The following is a 17,288-nucleotide window of genomic DNA, read 5'->3' on the forward strand; positions in this document are numbered from 1 at the left end:
TTGGGAGTATTGTCAGTTATGGCAGTACTCCTTTACTTTTCTTTCAACCCTGAAAAGGGGTTGTTTTTTCCAAAATGTCCGTCTTACCAATATCTGGGCATCTACTGTTCCGGTTGCGGAAGTCAGCGAGCCATACATGATTTGCTCCACTTGCGCCTTGGCGACGCCATGAACCATAATGTACTGTTGCTTCCCGCCTTATTTGTGATTGCACAGCATGGGTTGGTGAAAACAGGCATTCTTAAAACTCGAAGTTTCCTCAATTATAGGCTTGCTCCTATCATCGTGTTGGTCATTGTCCTACTCTTTATGTTCCTTCGGAATCTTAACATGGCCCCTTTTGCGTATTTGGCCCCTTAATTCGCCACTTCACTTATAAATTTTAAGCGGTAGAGCCTGAGTTCTTCATCCTCGTAATCCCCTTCAAACTCTTCAATGGCATCAGAAATGGAATCTGTATCGGCTTCCAGAAAATAGTCGTGGATTTCTTCTTGCTGGTCTTCATCCAAAATTTCATCGATCCAATAGCCAATATTCAATTTTGTACCGCTGAACACTATCTGCTCCATTTCTTTGATGAGATCGGGCAGTTCCAAACCCTTTGCCGAGGCAATGTCATCCAAGGGCAACTTTCTATCAACACTTTGGATCACATACAGTTTTAAGGCTGAATTGGCTCCGGTACTCTTTACCACAAGATCATCTGGACGGATAATCTCATTTTCTTCCACATATTGGGCAATTAGGCTCACAAAGGGCTGCCCATATTTTTTAGCCTTGCCTTCACCCACCCCCTGAATGTTGAGAAGCTCATCCATGGTAATGGGGTATTTAAGGGACATATCTTCCAAAGATGGGTCTTGAAACACTACAAAAGGTGGAACCCCAATCTTTGTTGCCTCCCTTTTCCGAAGGTCTTTGAGCAATTTCAGCAAGTTTTCATCCGCTACGGCCCCACCAGACTTGCCGGCAGTCACCACGGTATCATTGCTTTCCTCAGTGTATGTGTGGTCCTTTGTCATTTGGAAGGATTCCGGTTTTTTGAGAAATTCCTCCCCGGCCTTGGTCAAATGTAGAATTCCATAACGTTCTATCTCCTTTTTCAACAACCCGGCCACCAAAACCTGCCTTGTCAGGGCCATCCAGTACATTTTATCTTTATCGGCCCCAATGCCAAAAAATTCCTTTTCATCGGTTTTATGGGACGATATCATGGCATTGGTCTTCCCAACCAAAATGCGCACAATCTCCTTGGTCTTGAATTTTTCATTGGTGTCGCGCACCACACTCAGGAGTTTCACCACCTCATCCTTGGCTTCTTCTTTGGGCTTTGGATTTCGGGCATTGTCGTCCATATCGGCACCTTCGCCATTGACTTCGTCAAATTCCTCACCAAAATAGTGGAGGATGAACTTTCTTCGGGATATGGAGGTTTCGGCATACGCTACAATTTCTTGAAGTAAAGCGTTGCCAATTTCCTGTTCGGCAACAGGTTTACCGGACATAAATTTTTCAAGCTTTTCAACATCTTTATAGGCATAGAAGGCCAAACAATGCCCTTCACCGCCATCTCTTCCTGCTCGACCAGTTTCTTGATAGTAACTTTCTATGCTCTTGGGAATATCATGATGGATCACAAAGCGAACATCGGGCTTGTCTATACCCATTCCGAATGCAATGGTGGCCACAACCACATCCACTTCCTCCATCAGGAACATGTCCTGATATTTAGATCGTGTCTTGGCATCAAAACCGGCATGGTACGGCACGGCACTGACCCCATTGACCTGTAGCACTTGCGCCAATTCCTCTACACGCTTCCTGCTTAAACAATAAATGATTCCCGATTTCCCCTGATTTTTTTTAACAAACCGGATAATATCGGCATCTACATTTTGGGTTTTGGGTCGGACTTCATAAAACAAATTGGGCCGGTTAAAGGATGCCTTGAATACCTTGGCATCTGTCATCCCCAAGTTCTTGATGATATCTTCTTGTACTTTTGGCGTCGCCGTGGCGGTAAGGCCAATAATGGGAATATCATCACCCAATCTGTTGATGATGCCTTTAAGGTTACGGTACTCGGGCCTAAAATCATGTCCCCACTCCGAGATGCAGTGCGCTTCGTCCACAGCCACAAAGGAAAGGGTCACTTTTCTTAAAAAATCAACATTTTCTTCCTTGGTCAAGGATTCCGGTGCCACATACAACAGTTTGGTGACGCCATTGGAAACGTCCTCCTTTACCTGTTTTATCTCGGTCTTGGTCAGGGAAGAATTCAACACATGGGCTATCCCTGTCTGTTCAGAGATGCCACGGATGGCATCAACCTGATTTTTCATCAAAGCGATCAAAGGGGAAACCACAATGGCCGTACCTTCCTTCATAAGGGCCGGGAGTTGGTAGCAAAGTGATTTTCCGCCTCCTGTGGGCATTATTACAAAGGTGTCTTTATTGTCAAGAATATTTTGAATTACTTTTTCCTGTAGCCCTTTAAATTTTGAAAACCCAAAATATTTTTTCAGGGAAGCATGTAAGTCAGTGTCCGCTAGGCTCATTTCCGCATTTTTCATTTATTGCAAGCAACCTAAAAAGGTGTTGAAGCTGTTATTTTTCACATCAATCAAAAGTAGGAAGTATTCTATCTTCCATAATGGTACATAAAAGATAGTTTGATTAGTTTTGTAATCTTAAATATAAGACATTCTTTTAGGAATACAATTAGTTAAATCTGTTTATTATCTTGAACGACGCCAAGTCAATTTTAACCATCGCCAAAAGAACCCTTGAGATAGAGAGCAAGGCCATCTTCAACTTGATCGACCAACTTGACGACCAATTTGCACATGCCGTGCAATATATATTGGAATCCAAGGGAAGGGTTGTGGTCTCGGGCGTTGGCAAAAGTGCCATTGTGGCCTCCAAGATCGTGGCCACCCTCAATTCCACAGGCACCCCGGCCTCTTTTATGCATGCCGCGGATGCCATTCACGGGGATTTGGGCACCATACAGGAAAACGATGTGGTGGTGTGCCTTTCCAAAAGTGGGAACACCCCAGAGATCAAAGCTTTGCTTCCGCTCATAAAAATCGCCAAGAACAAATTAATTGGGATTACCGGCAATATGGATTCCATTTTGGCCAAACAGGCCGATTTTGTTTTGAGCACCTATGTGGAAAAAGAGGCTTGCCCCAACAATTTGGCCCCTACCACCAGTACTTCGGCACAAATGGCCATGGGCGACGCGCTTGCCATCTGCCTTTTGGAACTGAGAGGGTTCAGTAGTTCGGATTTTGCCAAATATCATCCGGGTGGATCATTGGGTAAAAGGCTATATTTGCGGGTGGCGGACATTGTGGTGAACAATCAGAAACCACAGGTCGATGTCAACTCAAGCGTAAAAGAAGTAATTGTGGAAATTTCTGAAAAAATGTTGGGGGTCACCGCAGTGATGAAAGAAGGAAATGTGGTTGGCGTGGTTACCGATGGAGACATCCGAAGGATGTTGAGCAAATATGACAATATTAGTGGACTGACTGCCCAGGACATCATGACCTCCAATCCAAAAACGGTAGAGGTGGATACCTTGGCGGTAAAAGCGTTGAAAATGCTCCAGGAAAGTGGAATTTCCCAACTCCTGGCCTTTGAAAATGGCGACTACGCTGGCGTGGTCCATATCCATAACCTTATAAACGAGGGAATCCTATAATGGCAAAAAAAGACAAGAAAAGCCCAGATGAAATGTCCTTTTTGGACCATTTGGAGGAATTACGGTGGCATTTGATCAGATCCACCTTGGCGGTAGTTATTGTGGCCTGTGTTGCATTTGTGATGAAAGACTTTGTCTTTGGAATCATCTTTGGTCCAAAGAGCATGGATTTTCCCACCTATCGGTTTTTCTGCAACATTGCAACCTTTTTTGGTATTGATTCCGATTTTTGTGGTGATGAACTTCCGTTTACCATTCAAAGTAGGTTGATGGCCGGTCAGTTCTCCGCCCACATCTGGACCTCAATCTGGGCGGGTGTAATTATTGGGTTCCCCTATATTCTTTGGGAAATATGGCGTTTTATCAGCCCGGGGCTCTATGAAAAGGAAAGAAAATATTCCAGAGGATTTATTTTTACTGCCTCGTTATTGTTTTTCATAGGAGTATTGTTCGGATATTATGTGGTTGCTCCGTTATCCATCAACTTTTTGGGCACCTACAAAGTAAGCGACCTGGTCAGTAATGAGATTGATTTGGCTTCCTACATCGGAACTGTGCGGGCTGCTGTGATAGCCTGCGGTATCATGTTTGAACTGCCCATTATCATTTTCTTTTTGACCAAGGTGGGATTGGTAACTCCGGAAATCCTTAAAAAATATAGAAAAATTGCGCTGGTGATCGTATTGATTCTTTCGGCAATTATCACACCTCCCGATATTACCAGTCAAATTGTGGTGGCCATTCCTGTATTGATCTTGTACCAGATAAGCATCTATATTTCCAAAGTGGTCGTAAAAAGAGAAGCCAAAAAAGAAAAAGAAAGGAAAAATGCCAAATCATAAAGTAGACGAGTTCAATGCCTATCGTTCCAAAATGAACGAAAAACTCTTGGCGGACAACAATAAACTCATCAAACGTATCTTCAATCTGGATACCAACGCCTATATGGCCGGTGCGCTTGATGTGAAAACCAAAGAACTTTTGGGCTTGGTGGCATCGGCGGTCCTACGTTGCGATGATTGCGTGAAATACCATCTGGAAAGCTCCAAAAAGGCAGGCGCCAATAAAGAAGAGGTCATGGAAACCTTGGGCATTGCCACCCTGGTAGGTGGCACCATAGTAGTTCCCCACCTAAGAAGGGCCTACGAATTTTGGGAAGCTTTGGAGGAAAACGAAGCTTAAAAAAATCCCAAAGACCCTTTCCTTGAAGGAGAATATGTTTAGTTTTGGCAAATTCCTATGAAGCTACGCGCAGAAAATATCATGAAGGCCTACCGTGGCCGAAAAGTCGTTAAGGGCATATCGCTCGAAGTAAACCAAGGTGAAATTGTAGGGCTTTTGGGACCCAATGGGGCCGGGAAGACCACCTCTTTTTATATGATCGTGGGCCTGATAAAGCCCAACGGGGGCAAAATTTTCCTAGACAATATGGAGATAACCTCCTTCCCCATGTACAAAAGGGCCCAAAACGGTATTGGGTATCTGGCACAGGAAGCTTCTGTTTTTCGAAAATTGAGCATTGAAAAGAATATTCTTAGTGTACTCCAATTGACCAACTTGAGCAAAAAGGAACAGCACATGAAAATGGAATCGCTCATTGATGAGTTTGGTCTGGGACATATTCGCAAGAACCGAGGCGATTTATTGTCTGGGGGGGAACGCCGCCGTACCGAAATTGCCCGAGCCCTGGCCACAGACCCCAAATTTATTCTGTTGGATGAGCCTTTTGCCGGGGTTGACCCTGTTGCCGTGGAGGACATTCAGCGGATTGTAGCCCAATTGAAGAACAAAAATATCGGTATTTTGATCACCGACCACAACGTACAGGAAACCTTGGCCATTACCGAACGTTCCTATTTAATGTTTGAGGGTGGAATTCTTAAAGCTGGAGTTCCCGAGGAATTGGCCGTGGATGAAATGGTGCGGAAGGTGTATTTGGGGCAAAACTTTGAGCTCCGAAAAAAGAAATTGGATTTTTAATCCTTTCTCTTCTTCATTTTTACCACTATTGAAGGTGACAGCGATTTTAAATGTTCAATAAATCCCATCTTATCTTTCGGGGAAATCACCACACTCTTGTATTTACCATACAATATTTCCAAACGATCCAATGATGCCGCAGGCGATGATATCAGGGTATTGGTTTCCACCATCCCAGTAATGGAATCAATGGGTATTACTTTTCTGAACCAAAAGAATACTTTAACTACCAAATTCTTTTCATTGACTTCGTAGGAAATAGAGTTAAAAAGAAGGACTACTAAAAGTAATATTCCAGTTTGTATGGCCAAATCTACCCACAGACCTTGATCAATTGTATGGTATATGCCCACACCAAAACCTAAAAGTACAATTGCGAGTAGACCCCAGCCTACTTTTGAGGGATATACCTTATGATTTTTATTTTCCATCTTTTTTAGGAATTAAAATCGATGCTAGTAGATAAAAAACAATAATTAAGGGGATGGCCAAAAATTTTAGGGTCAACAGCATCACCAAACTTCCGATCAAGAACAAATATTTAACCCCATTGTCCTTAAAACTCCAATTATCAAATTTTAGGGCGAAAAGTGCTATGGGAGAGTTCAACAAATAGGCACTTACCACGGTCAACCCCATCAAAAACCATTGGTTGAGAATGATGCCACTGAGCACTTCATTATTATGGTAGAGCAAAATCAAAGGAAGGGAAAGAATCAACAAAGCGTTTGCCGGAGTGGGCAAGCCCTTAAACGACGAAACTTGGTTCTCATCCACATTGAACTTGGCCAATCGATAAGCAGATGCCAAGGTGATCATAAAACCGAAAAAGGGCAGTACCGTCATTTCATCATCATGGCCAAAAAAACCGAGGTTCCATCCGCCCCGCTCGGCCATATTGAGCAATTGGAACATGACAATGCCGGGGACCAATCCACTGGTGATCACATCGGCCAAGGAGTCCAACTGCACCCCTACCTCACTTTTCACATTCAGGGCACGAGCTGCCAATCCATCAAAAAAATCGAAAAATATGCCAATGAAAACAAAGAGTGCGGCCAATTCCAAATGGTTGAGCACGGCAAAAACAGTGGCCACACAACCACTAAAAACATTCAATAAAGTTAGCAAGTTGGGAATATAGGACTTCATACAGTTCGGTTTCCGTAAAAATACAGTAAAAAACAAACTGTTGGATTTTGATGTTCGGCAGAGTCGTATTTATTCTGATATTTGCCGAGACAATCTTGAAAATGAAACAACGGCTTTTCTTTTTTCTATTGCTGCTCTTGGTTGGGTTCCAAACATTTTCCCAGGCACCCCAACTCTCAGAGAAATCCCAAATAAGCCTGCTCACCTGTGCTGCCGGGGACGAACTGTATTATGCCTTTGGCCATAGTGCGTTCCGGGTTCAGGACCCTGTTTTGGGCATTGATGTGGTCTACAACTATGGCACCTTTGATTTTAACCAACCCAATTTCTACCTCAATTTTGTTAAGGGAAGAATGATCTATTCCCTTTCCAGAAGGAGCTTTGATGATTTCCTTTTTGAATACGAATTGGAAAAAAGATGGGTCAAGGAACAGATTTTGGACCTTACATTGGAAGAAAGAAACCAATTGCTTGCCTTTTTTGAGGAAAACTACCTACCGCAAAATCGGGACTATTTGTACGACCCGCTATTGAACAACTGTTCCAGCATTACGGGCAAAATTTTAAAGCAACAATATGGCGATGCCATAGTATTTGATGGTTCTTATTTGGAAGAACAGTATAGCTTCAGACAGCTGGTCAGGCAATTTTTGGACAACAATTCATGGTCCATGTTCGGTATAGACCTCGCTTTTGGATCCAATGTGGACCGAACGGCTACCGTTCAAGAACACATGTTTCTACCGTATTACGCCATGATGCAAATACGACATACCACCAAAGATGGGAAACCCCTTTTGAAGCGAGAGCGGACTATCTTGGACTATAATGAACATGAAGGGCAAAACTTTTTCCCGCTTACACCCTTGTTCTGGTTTGTTTTGCTCTTGGTGTTCACCGGAATTGTCACCTATTTTGACTACAAACATAAGGCCAGAAGCCGTTGGTTGGATTTTTCGTTGTTCTTCATCACAGGTTTGATAGGAATCTTTTTGGTTTTTCTTTGGTTCGCCACGGACCATACCTCAACCCCAAACAACTTCAACATTTTATGGGCTTTCCCTCTCAATGCCATTGTGGCCTTTATTTTTGTGTTTGAGGACAAACTACCCGAATGGTCCATAAAATATTTGTACACTGCCTTAGGCCTCATGGGAATTATGTTGGTATTATGGATATTCCATATCCAAATTTTTTCACCCGTAGTGATTCCCGTACTTTTGACCTTGGCAATTCGGTATAGCTATCTAATCAGATATACCAAACTTTAGGATTGGCCTTTAATCCATACCCATGAACTTACTAACAGTAGAGAACATATCTAAATCTTATGGGGAATTGGTCCTGTTTTCCGGTATTTCCTTTGGAATCAACAAGGACCAAAAGATTGCATTGATCGCCAAAAATGGGAGTGGAAAGACCTCCATTCTCAACATCATGTCCGGGAAGGATACTTCGGAAACCGGTCAGGTAACGGTTAGAAAGGATACCAAAGTCGCTTTTTTGGAACAAGAGCCTAATCTTAATCCCAATTTGACCGTTGAAGAGACCATTTTCACTACGGACAATGAGATTTTAAAGGTTATCGCCACCTATGAAAAGGCCATGGAAAATCCTGAGGACACGGATCGTTACCAGAAGGCTTTTGAGGCCATGGAACGTCATAATGCATGGGATTTTGAGACCCAATACAAGCAAATTCTATTCAAATTGCAGTTGACGAAGCTGGATGCCAAGGTGAACACCCTCTCCGGTGGACAAAAAAAGCGGTTGGCCTTGGCCAATGTTTTGCTGAACAAACCAGATTTGCTGATCATGGACGAGCCCACCAACCATTTGGACTTGGAAATGATCGAATGGCTGGAAGCCTATTTTTCCAAAGAAAACATTACGCTGTTCATGGTGACCCACGACCGTTATTTTTTGGACCGGGTCTGCAATGAGATATTGGAGCTGGACAACAATCAACTTTACACATACAAAGGGAATTACAGCTATTATCTTAGGGAAAAAGATGCCCGAATGGAGCGCGAGGCCGTGGAACAGCACAAATCCAAACTATTGTTCAAAAAAGAACTGGACTGGATGCGAAGACAGCCCAAAGCCCGAACCACCAAATCCAAATCGCGTATTGATGACTTCAACGAAATCAAAAAAAGGGCGCATCAACGAAGAAAAGAGCACGAGGTAGAGCTGGAACTGAACATGGAACGCCTGGGCAGTAAGATTTTGGAACTCCATAATGTCTCCAAAACGTATGACGATAAGGTCATCTTAAATAAGTTCGATTATAATTTCAGCAAAGGGGAACGTGTGGGGATCATCGGGAAAAATGGCACCGGAAAGTCCACTTTTTTGAATATACTTACGGAAAGGGAAGCTGTTGATGGTGGAAAAGTGGTAGTAGGCGACACCCTAAAATTTGGCTACTATACCCAAAAGGGAATTCCCGTAAAAGAAGGCCAAAAGGTCATTGATGTCATTCGTGAGTTCGGCGATTACATTCCCCTGAAAAAAGGGAGGCAAATTTCGGCCCAACAACTGTTGGAACGGTTTCTCTTTGACCGCAAAAAGCAGTATGACTTTGTTGAAAAACTCAGTGGTGGGGAACGAAAACGGCTCTACCTCTGTACCGTGCTCATTCAAAATCCCAATTTTTTGATTCTGGATGAACCTACCAACGACCTGGACATTGTTACCCTAAATGTGTTGGAAAGTTTTCTGCTCGACTTTCCCGGCTGCCTCATTGTGGTTTCGCACGATCGTTATTTTATGGACAAGATCGTGGACCATTTGTTCATTTTCAAAGGAGACGGGGTGATAGAGGATTTTCCCGGCAACTATTCCGATTATCGGGTGTATGAAAACAGCAAGGTCATTGAAGAACGGGAAAACAAAACCGCTTCCTCCGAAAAAACGGAAAATACATGGAGAGATACTAGTAATGGCAAACTATCCTATTTGGAACAAAAAGAATACAAACAATTGGAAAAGGATATTCAGAAATTGGAGGAGCAAAAAGAGGTTCTGCAAAACAAATTTTCCAATCCTGAACTGAGCGGTGATGAGATTGATCAACTTTCCATTGAGCTTAAGGAGGTTTCCGATGCCATTGAAGAGAAAACAGAACGTTGGTTCGAACTTTCTGCCATTTTAGAGGGATAAATTGTCCCCTTGAAGGGACTTTAGGGGTGTTTTATGTACTACAAGTTGATTTCTTATCTCAAATTTCTCATTAAGTCTACTAACGAACATGGTGTGCACTCCCCTTTTGTCTTCAATTTTGTAACAAAATGTTTGTATTCCAAAGAAAAAATGAGCAGCAACAAGACCATGAATGTGTTGTTGAAGAGCATTGGTTACTTCAATTATAAAAAAGTCCTAATCGATAATTCTCCCGAGGTTGAAGAACGGGTTAGGGACACATTTCAGGATATGTATTTTGATAGATCCACCGTGGATATTGTTTATACGGACCACATGAATATATCAAAATTCACCACGCTTCTTTCCGAAGGAAAACTCCATAATGGCAGCATGGTTTTGGTGGATGGGATTTACCATGACAAAAAGAGGTTGGAAGATTGGGAAAATCTGATTGCTTCACCCAACATCACGGTAAGTATGGACATGTTCCATTGCGGTGCCATCTTCATCCGAGAGGAGCAGGTGAAGGAACATTTCACTATTCGAATTTAAAAAAGTAACTTTAAGTTATGGAAAATGCAGCAACGGATAACACTATTTGGTATGTTCTTGCGGTTTTGGGACTGATTTATTTGATCATTCTGTTTCGGAACAAAAGAGCGACCCGTCGCAGAAAGTCCCGCAGGTTTATGGAAGGAAAGCGAAAACGTGAACGCGACAATGAACAATAATCAATGAACAATCAACAGTAAACAATGAGCAATAGATAGCTATGCATTGATAATTGTTTATTGATAACTGAAAACTGATTCATGAAGATTTACACCAAAACCGGAGATAAGGGCACCACGGCATTGTTTACAGGTACCCGGGTACCCAAGCATCATATCCGCATAGAAAGCTATGGTACCATTGACGAGCTCAATTCGTTTTTAGGATTGCTCCGCGATCAGGATATGGATGCCCGTTCCAAAGAGATTCTAATGCTTATTCAGGAAAAATTGTTCACGGTCGGTTCCATTTTGGCCACTGAGCCGAAAAAGGACAAACGGCTCAAGATTCCAAGAATTGGCCAAGAAGATATTGAACTTTTGGAAAAAGAAATGGACCAAATGAACGAAAATCTTCCAGAAATGACACATTTTATTCTTCCTGGTGGCCACACCACCGTGTCATACTGCCATATTGCCAGAACCGTTTGTCGCCGTGCAGAGCGAATGATTTCATATTTGCATGAAAATGAGCCTGTTCCAGCCCCGTTGCTGTCCTATATCAACCGTCTCTCCGATTATTTGTTTGTATTGGCACGGAAGTTGTCAAACGACTTGAAAGCCCAAGAAGTAAAGTGGATCCCGAAGGAGATGGACTAAAAAAATCGTTTTTTTAACGCAATAGTTTTGTCAACTCCAAAATAATTTTTAATTAATACTGTTTTTACTTGACTAATTGAGTTTAAAAATTATTTTTGCAAAAAATTTAAAATCAAACCGTTACTATGTACTGGACACTCGAACTAGCCTCATATTTAAGTGATGCGCCTTGGCCAGCCACCAAAGACGAACTGATAGATTACGCAATCCGTACCGGAGCGCCATTGGAAGTTGTAGAAAACTTGCAATCCATGGAAGAAGAGGGCGGCGAGATATATGAGTCCATTGAGGAAATATGGCCCGACTATCCTACCGAAGAAGACTATCTTTGGAATGAGGATGAATATTAATTTCGGAAAACACAAAGCACGTTAAAAAGTCTCATTTGAGGCTTTTTTTTATGTAATTTTGACAGCCCAGCAAAAGAATTCCATCATATTCTTATCAATGGAACAGCTTTTGCCATTCTAACGAAAAGACATTTCATGAGTTTTATTAATTCCGTACTGAAGGTTTTTGTAGGTGATAAATCAGAAAAGGACGTTAAGGCCCTGCAACCTTTGGTAAATGAGATAAAATCCTTTGAGCAGGAGCTTGAAGGGTTGAGCCACGATGAACTGAGACAAAAAACCGTTTCCTTCAAAGCACAGATAGCAGAGGATTGCAAAGAGATCAATGACAGGATCGCTGCCCTGGAGGAGGAAGTGGAAAGCTCCAATGACATAGACCGCAATGAGGAAATCTATGCTGAAATTGACAGGCTCAACGAGGAAGCCTACCAAATTTCAGAAAAGACCCTCAACAACATACTTCCCGAGGCCTTTGCTGTAGTAAAGGAAACTGCCAAACGCTTTGTGGCCAATGAGACCCTTACTGTAACGGCATCGGAATTTGACAGATTACTTTCGGGTTCCAAAGATTACGTAACTCTTGAAGGTGAAAAAGCCGTTTGGAGCAATTCTTGGGATGCCGCTGGCAAGGAAGTCACTTGGGATATGGTACATTACGATGTGCAATTGATAGGCGGTATTTCCCTGCATCAAGGGAAAATTGCCGAGATGCAGACCGGTGAAGGTAAAACATTGGTGGCCACACTCCCGCTCTACTTGAATGCATTAGCAGGAAAAGGGGCCCACTTGGTCACCGTTAATGATTATCTGGCCAAAAGGGACAGCGCTTGGATGGCGCCCATTTTTGAATTTCATGGACTTTCCGTGGATTGTATTGATAAGCACCAACCCAATTCTGATGGCAGACGGGCCGCTTATAACGCAGACATTACCTACGGTACCAACAACGAATTTGGTTTCGATTATTTGCGTGACAACATGGCGCATACCCCTGGGGATTTGGTGCAACGTCCGCACCATTACGCCATTGTGGATGAGGTGGATTCCGTACTGATTGATGACGCCCGTACCCCTTTGATCATATCCGGCCCCGTTCCTGAGGGCGACCGCCACGAATTCAATGAGCTGAAACCAAAAGTGGCCGATATCGTTCAAAAACAACGGCAACATTTAACAGGCGTTTTGGCCGAGGCCAAAAAACTCATCGCCGAAGGTGATACCAAAGAAGGTGGATTCTTATTGCTTCGGGTACACCGAGGATTGCCAAAAAACAAGGCGCTCATCAAATTTTTGAGCGAAGAGGGCGTAAAACAATTGCTACAGAAGACCGAGAATTTCTACATGCAGGACAACAACCGGGAAATGCCCAAAGTAGATGCAGACCTGTTGTTCGTCATTGATGAAAAGAACAACCAGATTGAACTTACTGACAAAGGGGTCGATTATATTTCCGGTGATCAAGACAAGGACTTCTTTGTGATGCCCGACATCGGTAGTGAAATTGCCAAAATTGAAAATCAGGACCTCGAAATAGAAAAAGAAGCCGAACTCAAGGAAGATCTCTTTAAGGATTTTGCCATAAAGAGTGAGCGTATCCATACAATGACCCAGTTGTTGAAAGCCTATACCCTCTTTGAAAAAGATGTGGAATACGTGGTAATGGACAACAAGGTGATGATCGTGGATGAGCAGACGGGTCGTATCATGGATGGTAGAAGATATTCTGATGGATTGCACCAAGCCATCGAGGCCAAGGAAAATGTGAAGATTGAGGCGATGACCCAGACCTTTGCCACCATTACGCTTCAGAATTACTTTAGAATGTACAACAAGTTGGCCGGGATGACAGGTACAGCTGTTACCGAAGCTGGCGAATTCTGGGAGATCTACAAGTTGGATGTGATGGAAATTCCAACCAACAGACCCATTGCCCGTGATGACAGACACGATTTGATCTACAAGACCAAACGCGAAAAATACAACGCCATCATAGATGAGGTCACCAAGCTTTCCCAAGCTGGAAGACCTGTATTGATCGGTACAACATCCGTTGAAATTTCAGAATTGTTGTCCAAATTGTTGAGTGTACGGAAAGTACCGCACAACGTATTGAACGCCAAATTGCACAAAAAAGAGGCCGACATTGTTGCTGAGGCCGGGAAATCCGGTGTTGTTACCATTGCCACAAACATGGCCGGTAGGGGTACCGACATTAAATTGAGCCCTGAGGTGAAGAAAGCCGGTGGTTTGGCCATTGTGGGTACGGAACGCCATGATTCACGTCGTGTGGACAGACAGTTGAGAGGTCGTTCTGGACGGCAAGGAGACCCAGGTAGTTCCCAGTTCTATGTTTCCTTGGAGGACAACCTAATGCGTTTGTTCGGATCGGACCGTGTGGCCAAAATGATGGACCGTATGGGCTTGGAAGATGGTGAGGTCATTCAACATTCCATGATGACCAAATCCATAGAACGCGCCCAGAAGAAAGTGGAGGAAAACAACTTCGGTATCCGTAAACGCTTGTTGGAATATGACGATGTTATGAATGCACAGCGTGAGGTGATCTACAAAAGAAGAAGGCACGCTTTGCAAGGGGAACGCTTAAAGGTGGACATCGCCAATATGATGTACGACACTTGTGAAGCCATTGCCGAGACCAATAAAATGGCCGATGATTACAAGAACTTTGAGTTCGAGCTCATTAAATACTTCTCCATTACTTCACCGATCAGCGAAGAGGAGTTCAAAAAAATGAGCTTTCAGCAGATTGCCAATATCATCAATGATGAAGCCTACGATTTCTACAAACAGAAAATGGAGCGTAGCGCCACAGTAGCCTTTCAGGTCATTAAAAAAGTATATGAGGATGAATCCAACAAGTTTGAGCGCATTGTAGTTCCCTTTACGGATGGCATCAAAACCCTTAATGTGGTTACCAATCTGGAGAAGGCCTACAAGACGAATGGGAAGCAATTGATCACCGATTTTGAGAAAAACATCACCTTGGCGATTATAGATGATTCTTGGAAAACCCACTTGCGCAAAATGGATGAGCTGAAACAATCCGTGCAATTGGCCGTTCACGAGCAAAAAGACCCCTTGTTGATCTATAAGTTTGAGGCTTTTGAGCTTTTTAAGGAGATGATGGACAAGGTGAACAAGGAAGTTATCTCGTTCTTGTTCAAGGGAGAATTACCTTCAGAGAACACCAATCAAATCCAAGAGGCCAGAAGCGTTCGCAGGCCAAAGGAAAAACTTCAAACCACCAAAGAAGAAATTCCAAACAGCGACGAACTGGCCGCCCAGAACAGGGCCGCAGGACAGACCCAACGGCAAAGACCACAGGTAACCGAGACCATTGTTCGCGAAAAACCGAAGATTGGAAGAAACGAACGCGTCACGATCAAAAATATCATGTCCGGAGAAAGTAAAACCTGTAAGTACAAGCAGGCCGAACCGCTCATTGACAAAGGTGAATGGGTGCTTGTGGAAGACTGATTCCGAAGAAAATAGTACAACCTTGCGGCAGCTAATATTAGCTGCCGCTTTTGATTATATCAAAAAACATATTTAGATTTACAACCGAAACACCCCGTAACAAGCTACTTTTACTACTCCATTTCACAACCTTGACCGTAGTAGTGAAGAACAACCAAGCGTAGTATATGAAGACTCCTTTTAAGGATAAACAACGTTTACAAGACAAAGTCGATTTGATACTTAAGGTCAACTATAGTTCTTCGCTATTTGCGTTCATTTTGGGCCTAATTTGCCTATTCTTTCTGAATATTGAGGGCATAATACCCTATGCATGTTTTGTTTATGCGGTTTTAAACCTTGTGAACACCCTCCTTTACAAGCAACACAAGAGGTTGGTGCTTACATACAACATCACCTCCATCCTATCCATGATCGGGGCAACCATTGTTACTGTTTATAGTGGCGGAATCCAGAGTCCTTTTATTTTTGTGCTCGCCATTGTGGTCTTTGCCGGATATGTGACCACCAAGGTTTTCGGCCAACTCTACCTCATCGTTAACTTGGCCGTGCTCGCCATCTTGTTTTTATATGACGTTGGAGATTTCAGGATTTCTGAAAATACCGTTCCCTTGGAATCCAGAAGCTGGTTTGCTTTCTTAAGCGCAGTTTTTGCCGTGTATCTTTTGGGAGGCGTTTTTGGGAAAAATCTATTGCGGGCACATCACAAGCTATATAAATCCCGTAACGAGATACAGGAGCGTATTGAGGAAAAAGAAATTTTGTTGAAGGAAGTCCACCATAGGGTCAAGAACAACCTACAGACCGTTTCCAGTCTTTTGAGCCTACAATCCAGGGCACTTGCAGATGAAAAAATCAGCAATATCATAAAAAGCAGTCAAAACAGGGTAGTATCCATGGCCATGGTGCACGAAATGCTCTATAAACGTGATGACTACCTGTCAAAGGTCGAGCTTAAACCCTACGTAAAAGAGCTGTGCGACTATCTGGTGCGTTCCGTAAAAGGAAGCAACAACAATATTAAAGTAGACTTGGACATTGATGACCATAAGCTCAGTATCGATACGGTAATCCCCCTTGGTCTTATCATTAATGAAACCATTACCAATGCCCTCAAGTATGGTATATCGGAAGGTTCTGATGGCGAAGTCCATGTTTCATTGCAAAAGCTTTCCAACAATCGCTATGAAATGTATCTGGGCGACAATGGCATTGGCTATTCGGAGGATATCAACCCCAGGACCTCAAATTCCCTCGGTTTAAAGTTGATCTATAACTTAGCCCGACAATTACGGGGCAGCATAACACGGGATTACGAAAAAAAGGGCACCTATTACCGGATTGAATTTGAAGAAGTGATTGAAGAATTTAATTCTGTGGATTGATCTGGGGGCAATTTTAGAAGTACACCTCTGCAAACCAAAGCCCATTTTGGAAAGTTTACCTAAACTTTTTGGCTCGAAAGGAAAACACTATCGATGCAACCACAAAAGCAAAACTCAAGAACAGTGTAAATGGAATCAGTAGTCCTAAAATCATAATTAAGCCAATTTTGCTTTGTTTCTCTTAGTTCTGAAGGCAAGTTCCTTTTTAACCCTGGAGTTTTTGAATTTGTACAATCTGGTCATTTTTCTGTCCTTCTTAATTTCGGCTTGTACAGCTTCGCTCAACTCCACATCTGTAAATTTGGTCTCTACGTTTACTTCTTTTGAAATATCTTGGGCCATGGCCATTGTTCCGAAAAAAGTTACTGCGATGATGGTTAAAATTGTTTTCATGATTTGGGCTTTATTTACTTTGTAAAATTACCCACGCATGACCCCTGGGGCCGATTTGTGTCGCTCAACCCCCCCTTTTTTTCGTTGTAGAAACTTTTCTTGGATGAAGTGTTTTTTATCGTCGATGAACGTTTTTGGGTCCAAAAACAGCATGTCGACGGCATGTGCATTTCATCGATCGTTCAAAGAAAAGTGCTTCCGTAAATTGCTGATATCAAAGAACTTATTTGTAAGAAAAAGAATACTTATTGTAGGAATAAGATGTATTTTCTATTAAAAAATGGTCTTTCAATCCCTTTTTCAA

At 42.8% G+C, this 17,288-nt stretch carries 17 protein-coding genes; 13 read left to right on the plus strand and 4 right to left on the minus strand.

Annotated features, from left to right (window positions below; genetic code table 11):
- The first annotated feature begins 18 nt into the window (after positions 1–18).
- Complete coding sequence (locus A7D14_RS09620; protein ID WP_176712398.1) at positions 19–360, plus strand: DUF2752 domain-containing protein; 342 nt, start codon at positions 19–21, stop codon at positions 358–360.
- Here the strand turns inward: A7D14_RS09620 and A7D14_RS09625 are convergent.
- Positions 357–2,558 carry an ATP-dependent DNA helicase RecQ gene (locus A7D14_RS09625; protein WP_067033552.1) on the minus strand — a complete coding sequence of 734 codons (2,202 nt, stop codon included), beginning with the start codon at positions 2,556–2,558 and terminating at the stop codon, positions 357–359. The genes A7D14_RS09620 and A7D14_RS09625 overlap by 4 nt on opposite strands.
- Positions 2,559–2,743: 185 nt before the next feature.
- Here A7D14_RS09625 and A7D14_RS09630 point away from each other — a divergent pair, with 185 nt between their 5' ends.
- The 4 genes from A7D14_RS09630 to lptB are packed head-to-tail and all read left to right on the plus strand — an operon-like array spanning position 2,744 to position 5,689.
- On the plus strand, positions 2,744–3,709 hold the full coding sequence (locus A7D14_RS09630) for an SIS domain-containing protein (protein WP_067033465.1): 966 nt from the start codon (positions 2,744–2,746) through the stop codon (positions 3,707–3,709).
- A complete protein-coding gene (tatC, locus tag A7D14_RS09635) occupies positions 3,709–4,551 on the plus strand; it encodes a twin-arginine translocase subunit TatC (protein WP_067033469.1) in 843 nt (280 codons plus the stop codon). Before A7D14_RS09630 ends, tatC begins: the two co-directional genes overlap by 1 nt.
- Complete coding sequence (locus tag A7D14_RS09640; protein ID WP_067033472.1) at positions 4,538–4,891, plus strand: carboxymuconolactone decarboxylase family protein; 354 nt, start codon at positions 4,538–4,540, stop codon at positions 4,889–4,891. Before tatC ends, A7D14_RS09640 begins: the two co-directional genes overlap by 14 nt.
- A gap of 57 nt (positions 4,892–4,948) precedes the next feature.
- Positions 4,949–5,689, plus strand: coding sequence for an LPS export ABC transporter ATP-binding protein (gene lptB / locus A7D14_RS09645; protein WP_067033475.1), 741 nt, complete (start codon positions 4,949–4,951; stop codon positions 5,687–5,689).
- Here lptB and A7D14_RS09650 read toward each other — a convergent pair.
- Both A7D14_RS09650 and A7D14_RS09655 read right to left on the minus strand, forming a co-directional pair.
- Positions 5,686–6,120, minus strand: coding sequence for a PH domain-containing protein (locus tag A7D14_RS09650; RefSeq protein ID WP_067033479.1), 435 nt, complete (start codon positions 6,118–6,120; stop codon positions 5,686–5,688). The two genes, lptB and A7D14_RS09650, sit on opposite strands and share 4 nt — an antisense overlap.
- Positions 6,110–6,841 (minus strand): CDP-alcohol phosphatidyltransferase family protein, encoded by a 732-nt coding sequence (locus A7D14_RS09655; RefSeq protein WP_067033482.1) that lies wholly within the window; start codon positions 6,839–6,841, stop codon positions 6,110–6,112. Before A7D14_RS09655 ends, A7D14_RS09650 begins: the two co-directional genes overlap by 11 nt.
- 101 nt (positions 6,842–6,942) lie before the next feature.
- Here A7D14_RS09655 and A7D14_RS09660 point away from each other — a divergent pair, with 101 nt between their 5' ends.
- The 8 genes from A7D14_RS09660 to A7D14_RS09690 all read left to right on the plus strand — a co-directional run bounded on the left by A7D14_RS09660 (position 6,943) and on the right by A7D14_RS09690 (position 16,591).
- Positions 6,943–8,112: a DUF4105 domain-containing protein gene (locus A7D14_RS09660; protein ID WP_067033486.1), complete on the plus strand. Its 1,170-nt coding sequence runs from the start codon at positions 6,943–6,945 to the stop codon at positions 8,110–8,112.
- A 22-nt stretch (positions 8,113–8,134) separates the two neighbouring features.
- A complete protein-coding gene (locus tag A7D14_RS09665) occupies positions 8,135–10,006 on the plus strand; it encodes an ABC-F family ATP-binding cassette domain-containing protein (RefSeq protein ID WP_067033490.1) in 1,872 nt (623 codons plus the stop codon).
- Between the two features lie 150 nt (positions 10,007–10,156).
- A complete protein-coding gene (locus A7D14_RS09670) occupies positions 10,157–10,540 on the plus strand; it encodes a hypothetical protein (RefSeq protein WP_141673333.1) in 384 nt (127 codons plus the stop codon).
- Between the two features lie 17 nt (positions 10,541–10,557).
- The gene (locus tag A7D14_RS20040; protein WP_176712399.1) at positions 10,558–10,719 is read left to right on the plus strand and encodes a hypothetical protein; all 162 of its coding nucleotides are present in this window, start codon (positions 10,558–10,560) and stop codon (positions 10,717–10,719) included.
- 81 nt (positions 10,720–10,800) lie between these two features.
- Positions 10,801–11,358 carry a cob(I)yrinic acid a,c-diamide adenosyltransferase gene (locus tag A7D14_RS09675; protein ID WP_067033497.1) on the plus strand — a complete coding sequence of 186 codons (558 nt, stop codon included), beginning with the start codon at positions 10,801–10,803 and terminating at the stop codon, positions 11,356–11,358.
- A gap of 125 nt (positions 11,359–11,483) precedes the next feature.
- Positions 11,484–11,708: a DUF2795 domain-containing protein gene (locus A7D14_RS09680; protein ID WP_013551418.1), complete on the plus strand. Its 225-nt coding sequence runs from the start codon at positions 11,484–11,486 to the stop codon at positions 11,706–11,708.
- Between the two features lie 135 nt (positions 11,709–11,843).
- Positions 11,844–15,206 carry a preprotein translocase subunit SecA gene (gene secA / locus A7D14_RS09685; RefSeq protein WP_067033500.1) on the plus strand — a complete coding sequence of 1,121 codons (3,363 nt, stop codon included), beginning with the start codon at positions 11,844–11,846 and terminating at the stop codon, positions 15,204–15,206.
- A 341-nt stretch (positions 15,207–15,547) separates the two neighbouring features.
- Positions 15,548–16,591 carry a sensor histidine kinase gene (locus tag A7D14_RS09690; protein ID WP_255307428.1) on the plus strand — a complete coding sequence of 348 codons (1,044 nt, stop codon included), beginning with the start codon at positions 15,548–15,550 and terminating at the stop codon, positions 16,589–16,591.
- 156 nt (positions 16,592–16,747) lie between these two features.
- Here A7D14_RS09690 and A7D14_RS09695 read toward each other — a convergent pair whose 3' ends face one another.
- Positions 16,748–16,984 carry a hypothetical protein gene (locus tag A7D14_RS09695; protein WP_067033508.1) on the minus strand — a complete coding sequence of 79 codons (237 nt, stop codon included), beginning with the start codon at positions 16,982–16,984 and terminating at the stop codon, positions 16,748–16,750.
- Positions 16,985–17,288: the final 304 nt, after the last annotated feature.

Origin of the sequence: Allomuricauda sp. CP2A, assembly GCF_001683915.1 — a bacterium.
In the GTDB taxonomy this organism is placed as follows: domain Bacteria; phylum Bacteroidota; class Bacteroidia; order Flavobacteriales; family Flavobacteriaceae; genus Flagellimonas.

Coding starts and splice junctions, on each gene's coding strand:
- A7D14_RS09620 (WP_176712398.1), top strand. CDS start 19: ATGGCAGTACTCCTTTACTTTTCTTTCAACCCTGAAAAGGGGTTGTTT.
- A7D14_RS09625 (WP_067033552.1), bottom strand. CDS start 2,558: ATGAGCCTAGCGGACACTGACTTACATGCTTCCCTGAAAAAATATTTT.
- tatC (WP_067033469.1), top strand. CDS start 3,709: ATGGCAAAAAAAGACAAGAAAAGCCCAGATGAAATGTCCTTTTTGGAC.
- A7D14_RS09640 (WP_067033472.1), top strand. CDS start 4,538: ATGCCAAATCATAAAGTAGACGAGTTCAATGCCTATCGTTCCAAAATG.
- lptB (WP_067033475.1), top strand. CDS start 4,949: ATGAAGCTACGCGCAGAAAATATCATGAAGGCCTACCGTGGCCGAAAA.
- A7D14_RS09650 (WP_067033479.1), bottom strand. CDS start 6,120: ATGGAAAATAAAAATCATAAGGTATATCCCTCAAAAGTAGGCTGGGGT.
- A7D14_RS09655 (WP_067033482.1), bottom strand. CDS start 6,841: ATGAAGTCCTATATTCCCAACTTGCTAACTTTATTGAATGTTTTTAGT.
- A7D14_RS09660 (WP_067033486.1), top strand. CDS start 6,943: ATGAAACAACGGCTTTTCTTTTTTCTATTGCTGCTCTTGGTTGGGTTC.
- A7D14_RS09665 (WP_067033490.1), top strand. CDS start 8,135: ATGAACTTACTAACAGTAGAGAACATATCTAAATCTTATGGGGAATTG.
- A7D14_RS09670 (WP_141673333.1), top strand. CDS start 10,157: ATGAGCAGCAACAAGACCATGAATGTGTTGTTGAAGAGCATTGGTTAC.
- A7D14_RS20040 (WP_176712399.1), top strand. CDS start 10,558: ATGGAAAATGCAGCAACGGATAACACTATTTGGTATGTTCTTGCGGTT.
- A7D14_RS09675 (WP_067033497.1), top strand. CDS start 10,801: ATGAAGATTTACACCAAAACCGGAGATAAGGGCACCACGGCATTGTTT.
- A7D14_RS09680 (WP_013551418.1), top strand. CDS start 11,484: ATGTACTGGACACTCGAACTAGCCTCATATTTAAGTGATGCGCCTTGG.
- secA (WP_067033500.1), top strand. CDS start 11,844: ATGAGTTTTATTAATTCCGTACTGAAGGTTTTTGTAGGTGATAAATCA.
- A7D14_RS09695 (WP_067033508.1), bottom strand. CDS start 16,984: ATGAAAACAATTTTAACCATCATCGCAGTAACTTTTTTCGGAACAATG.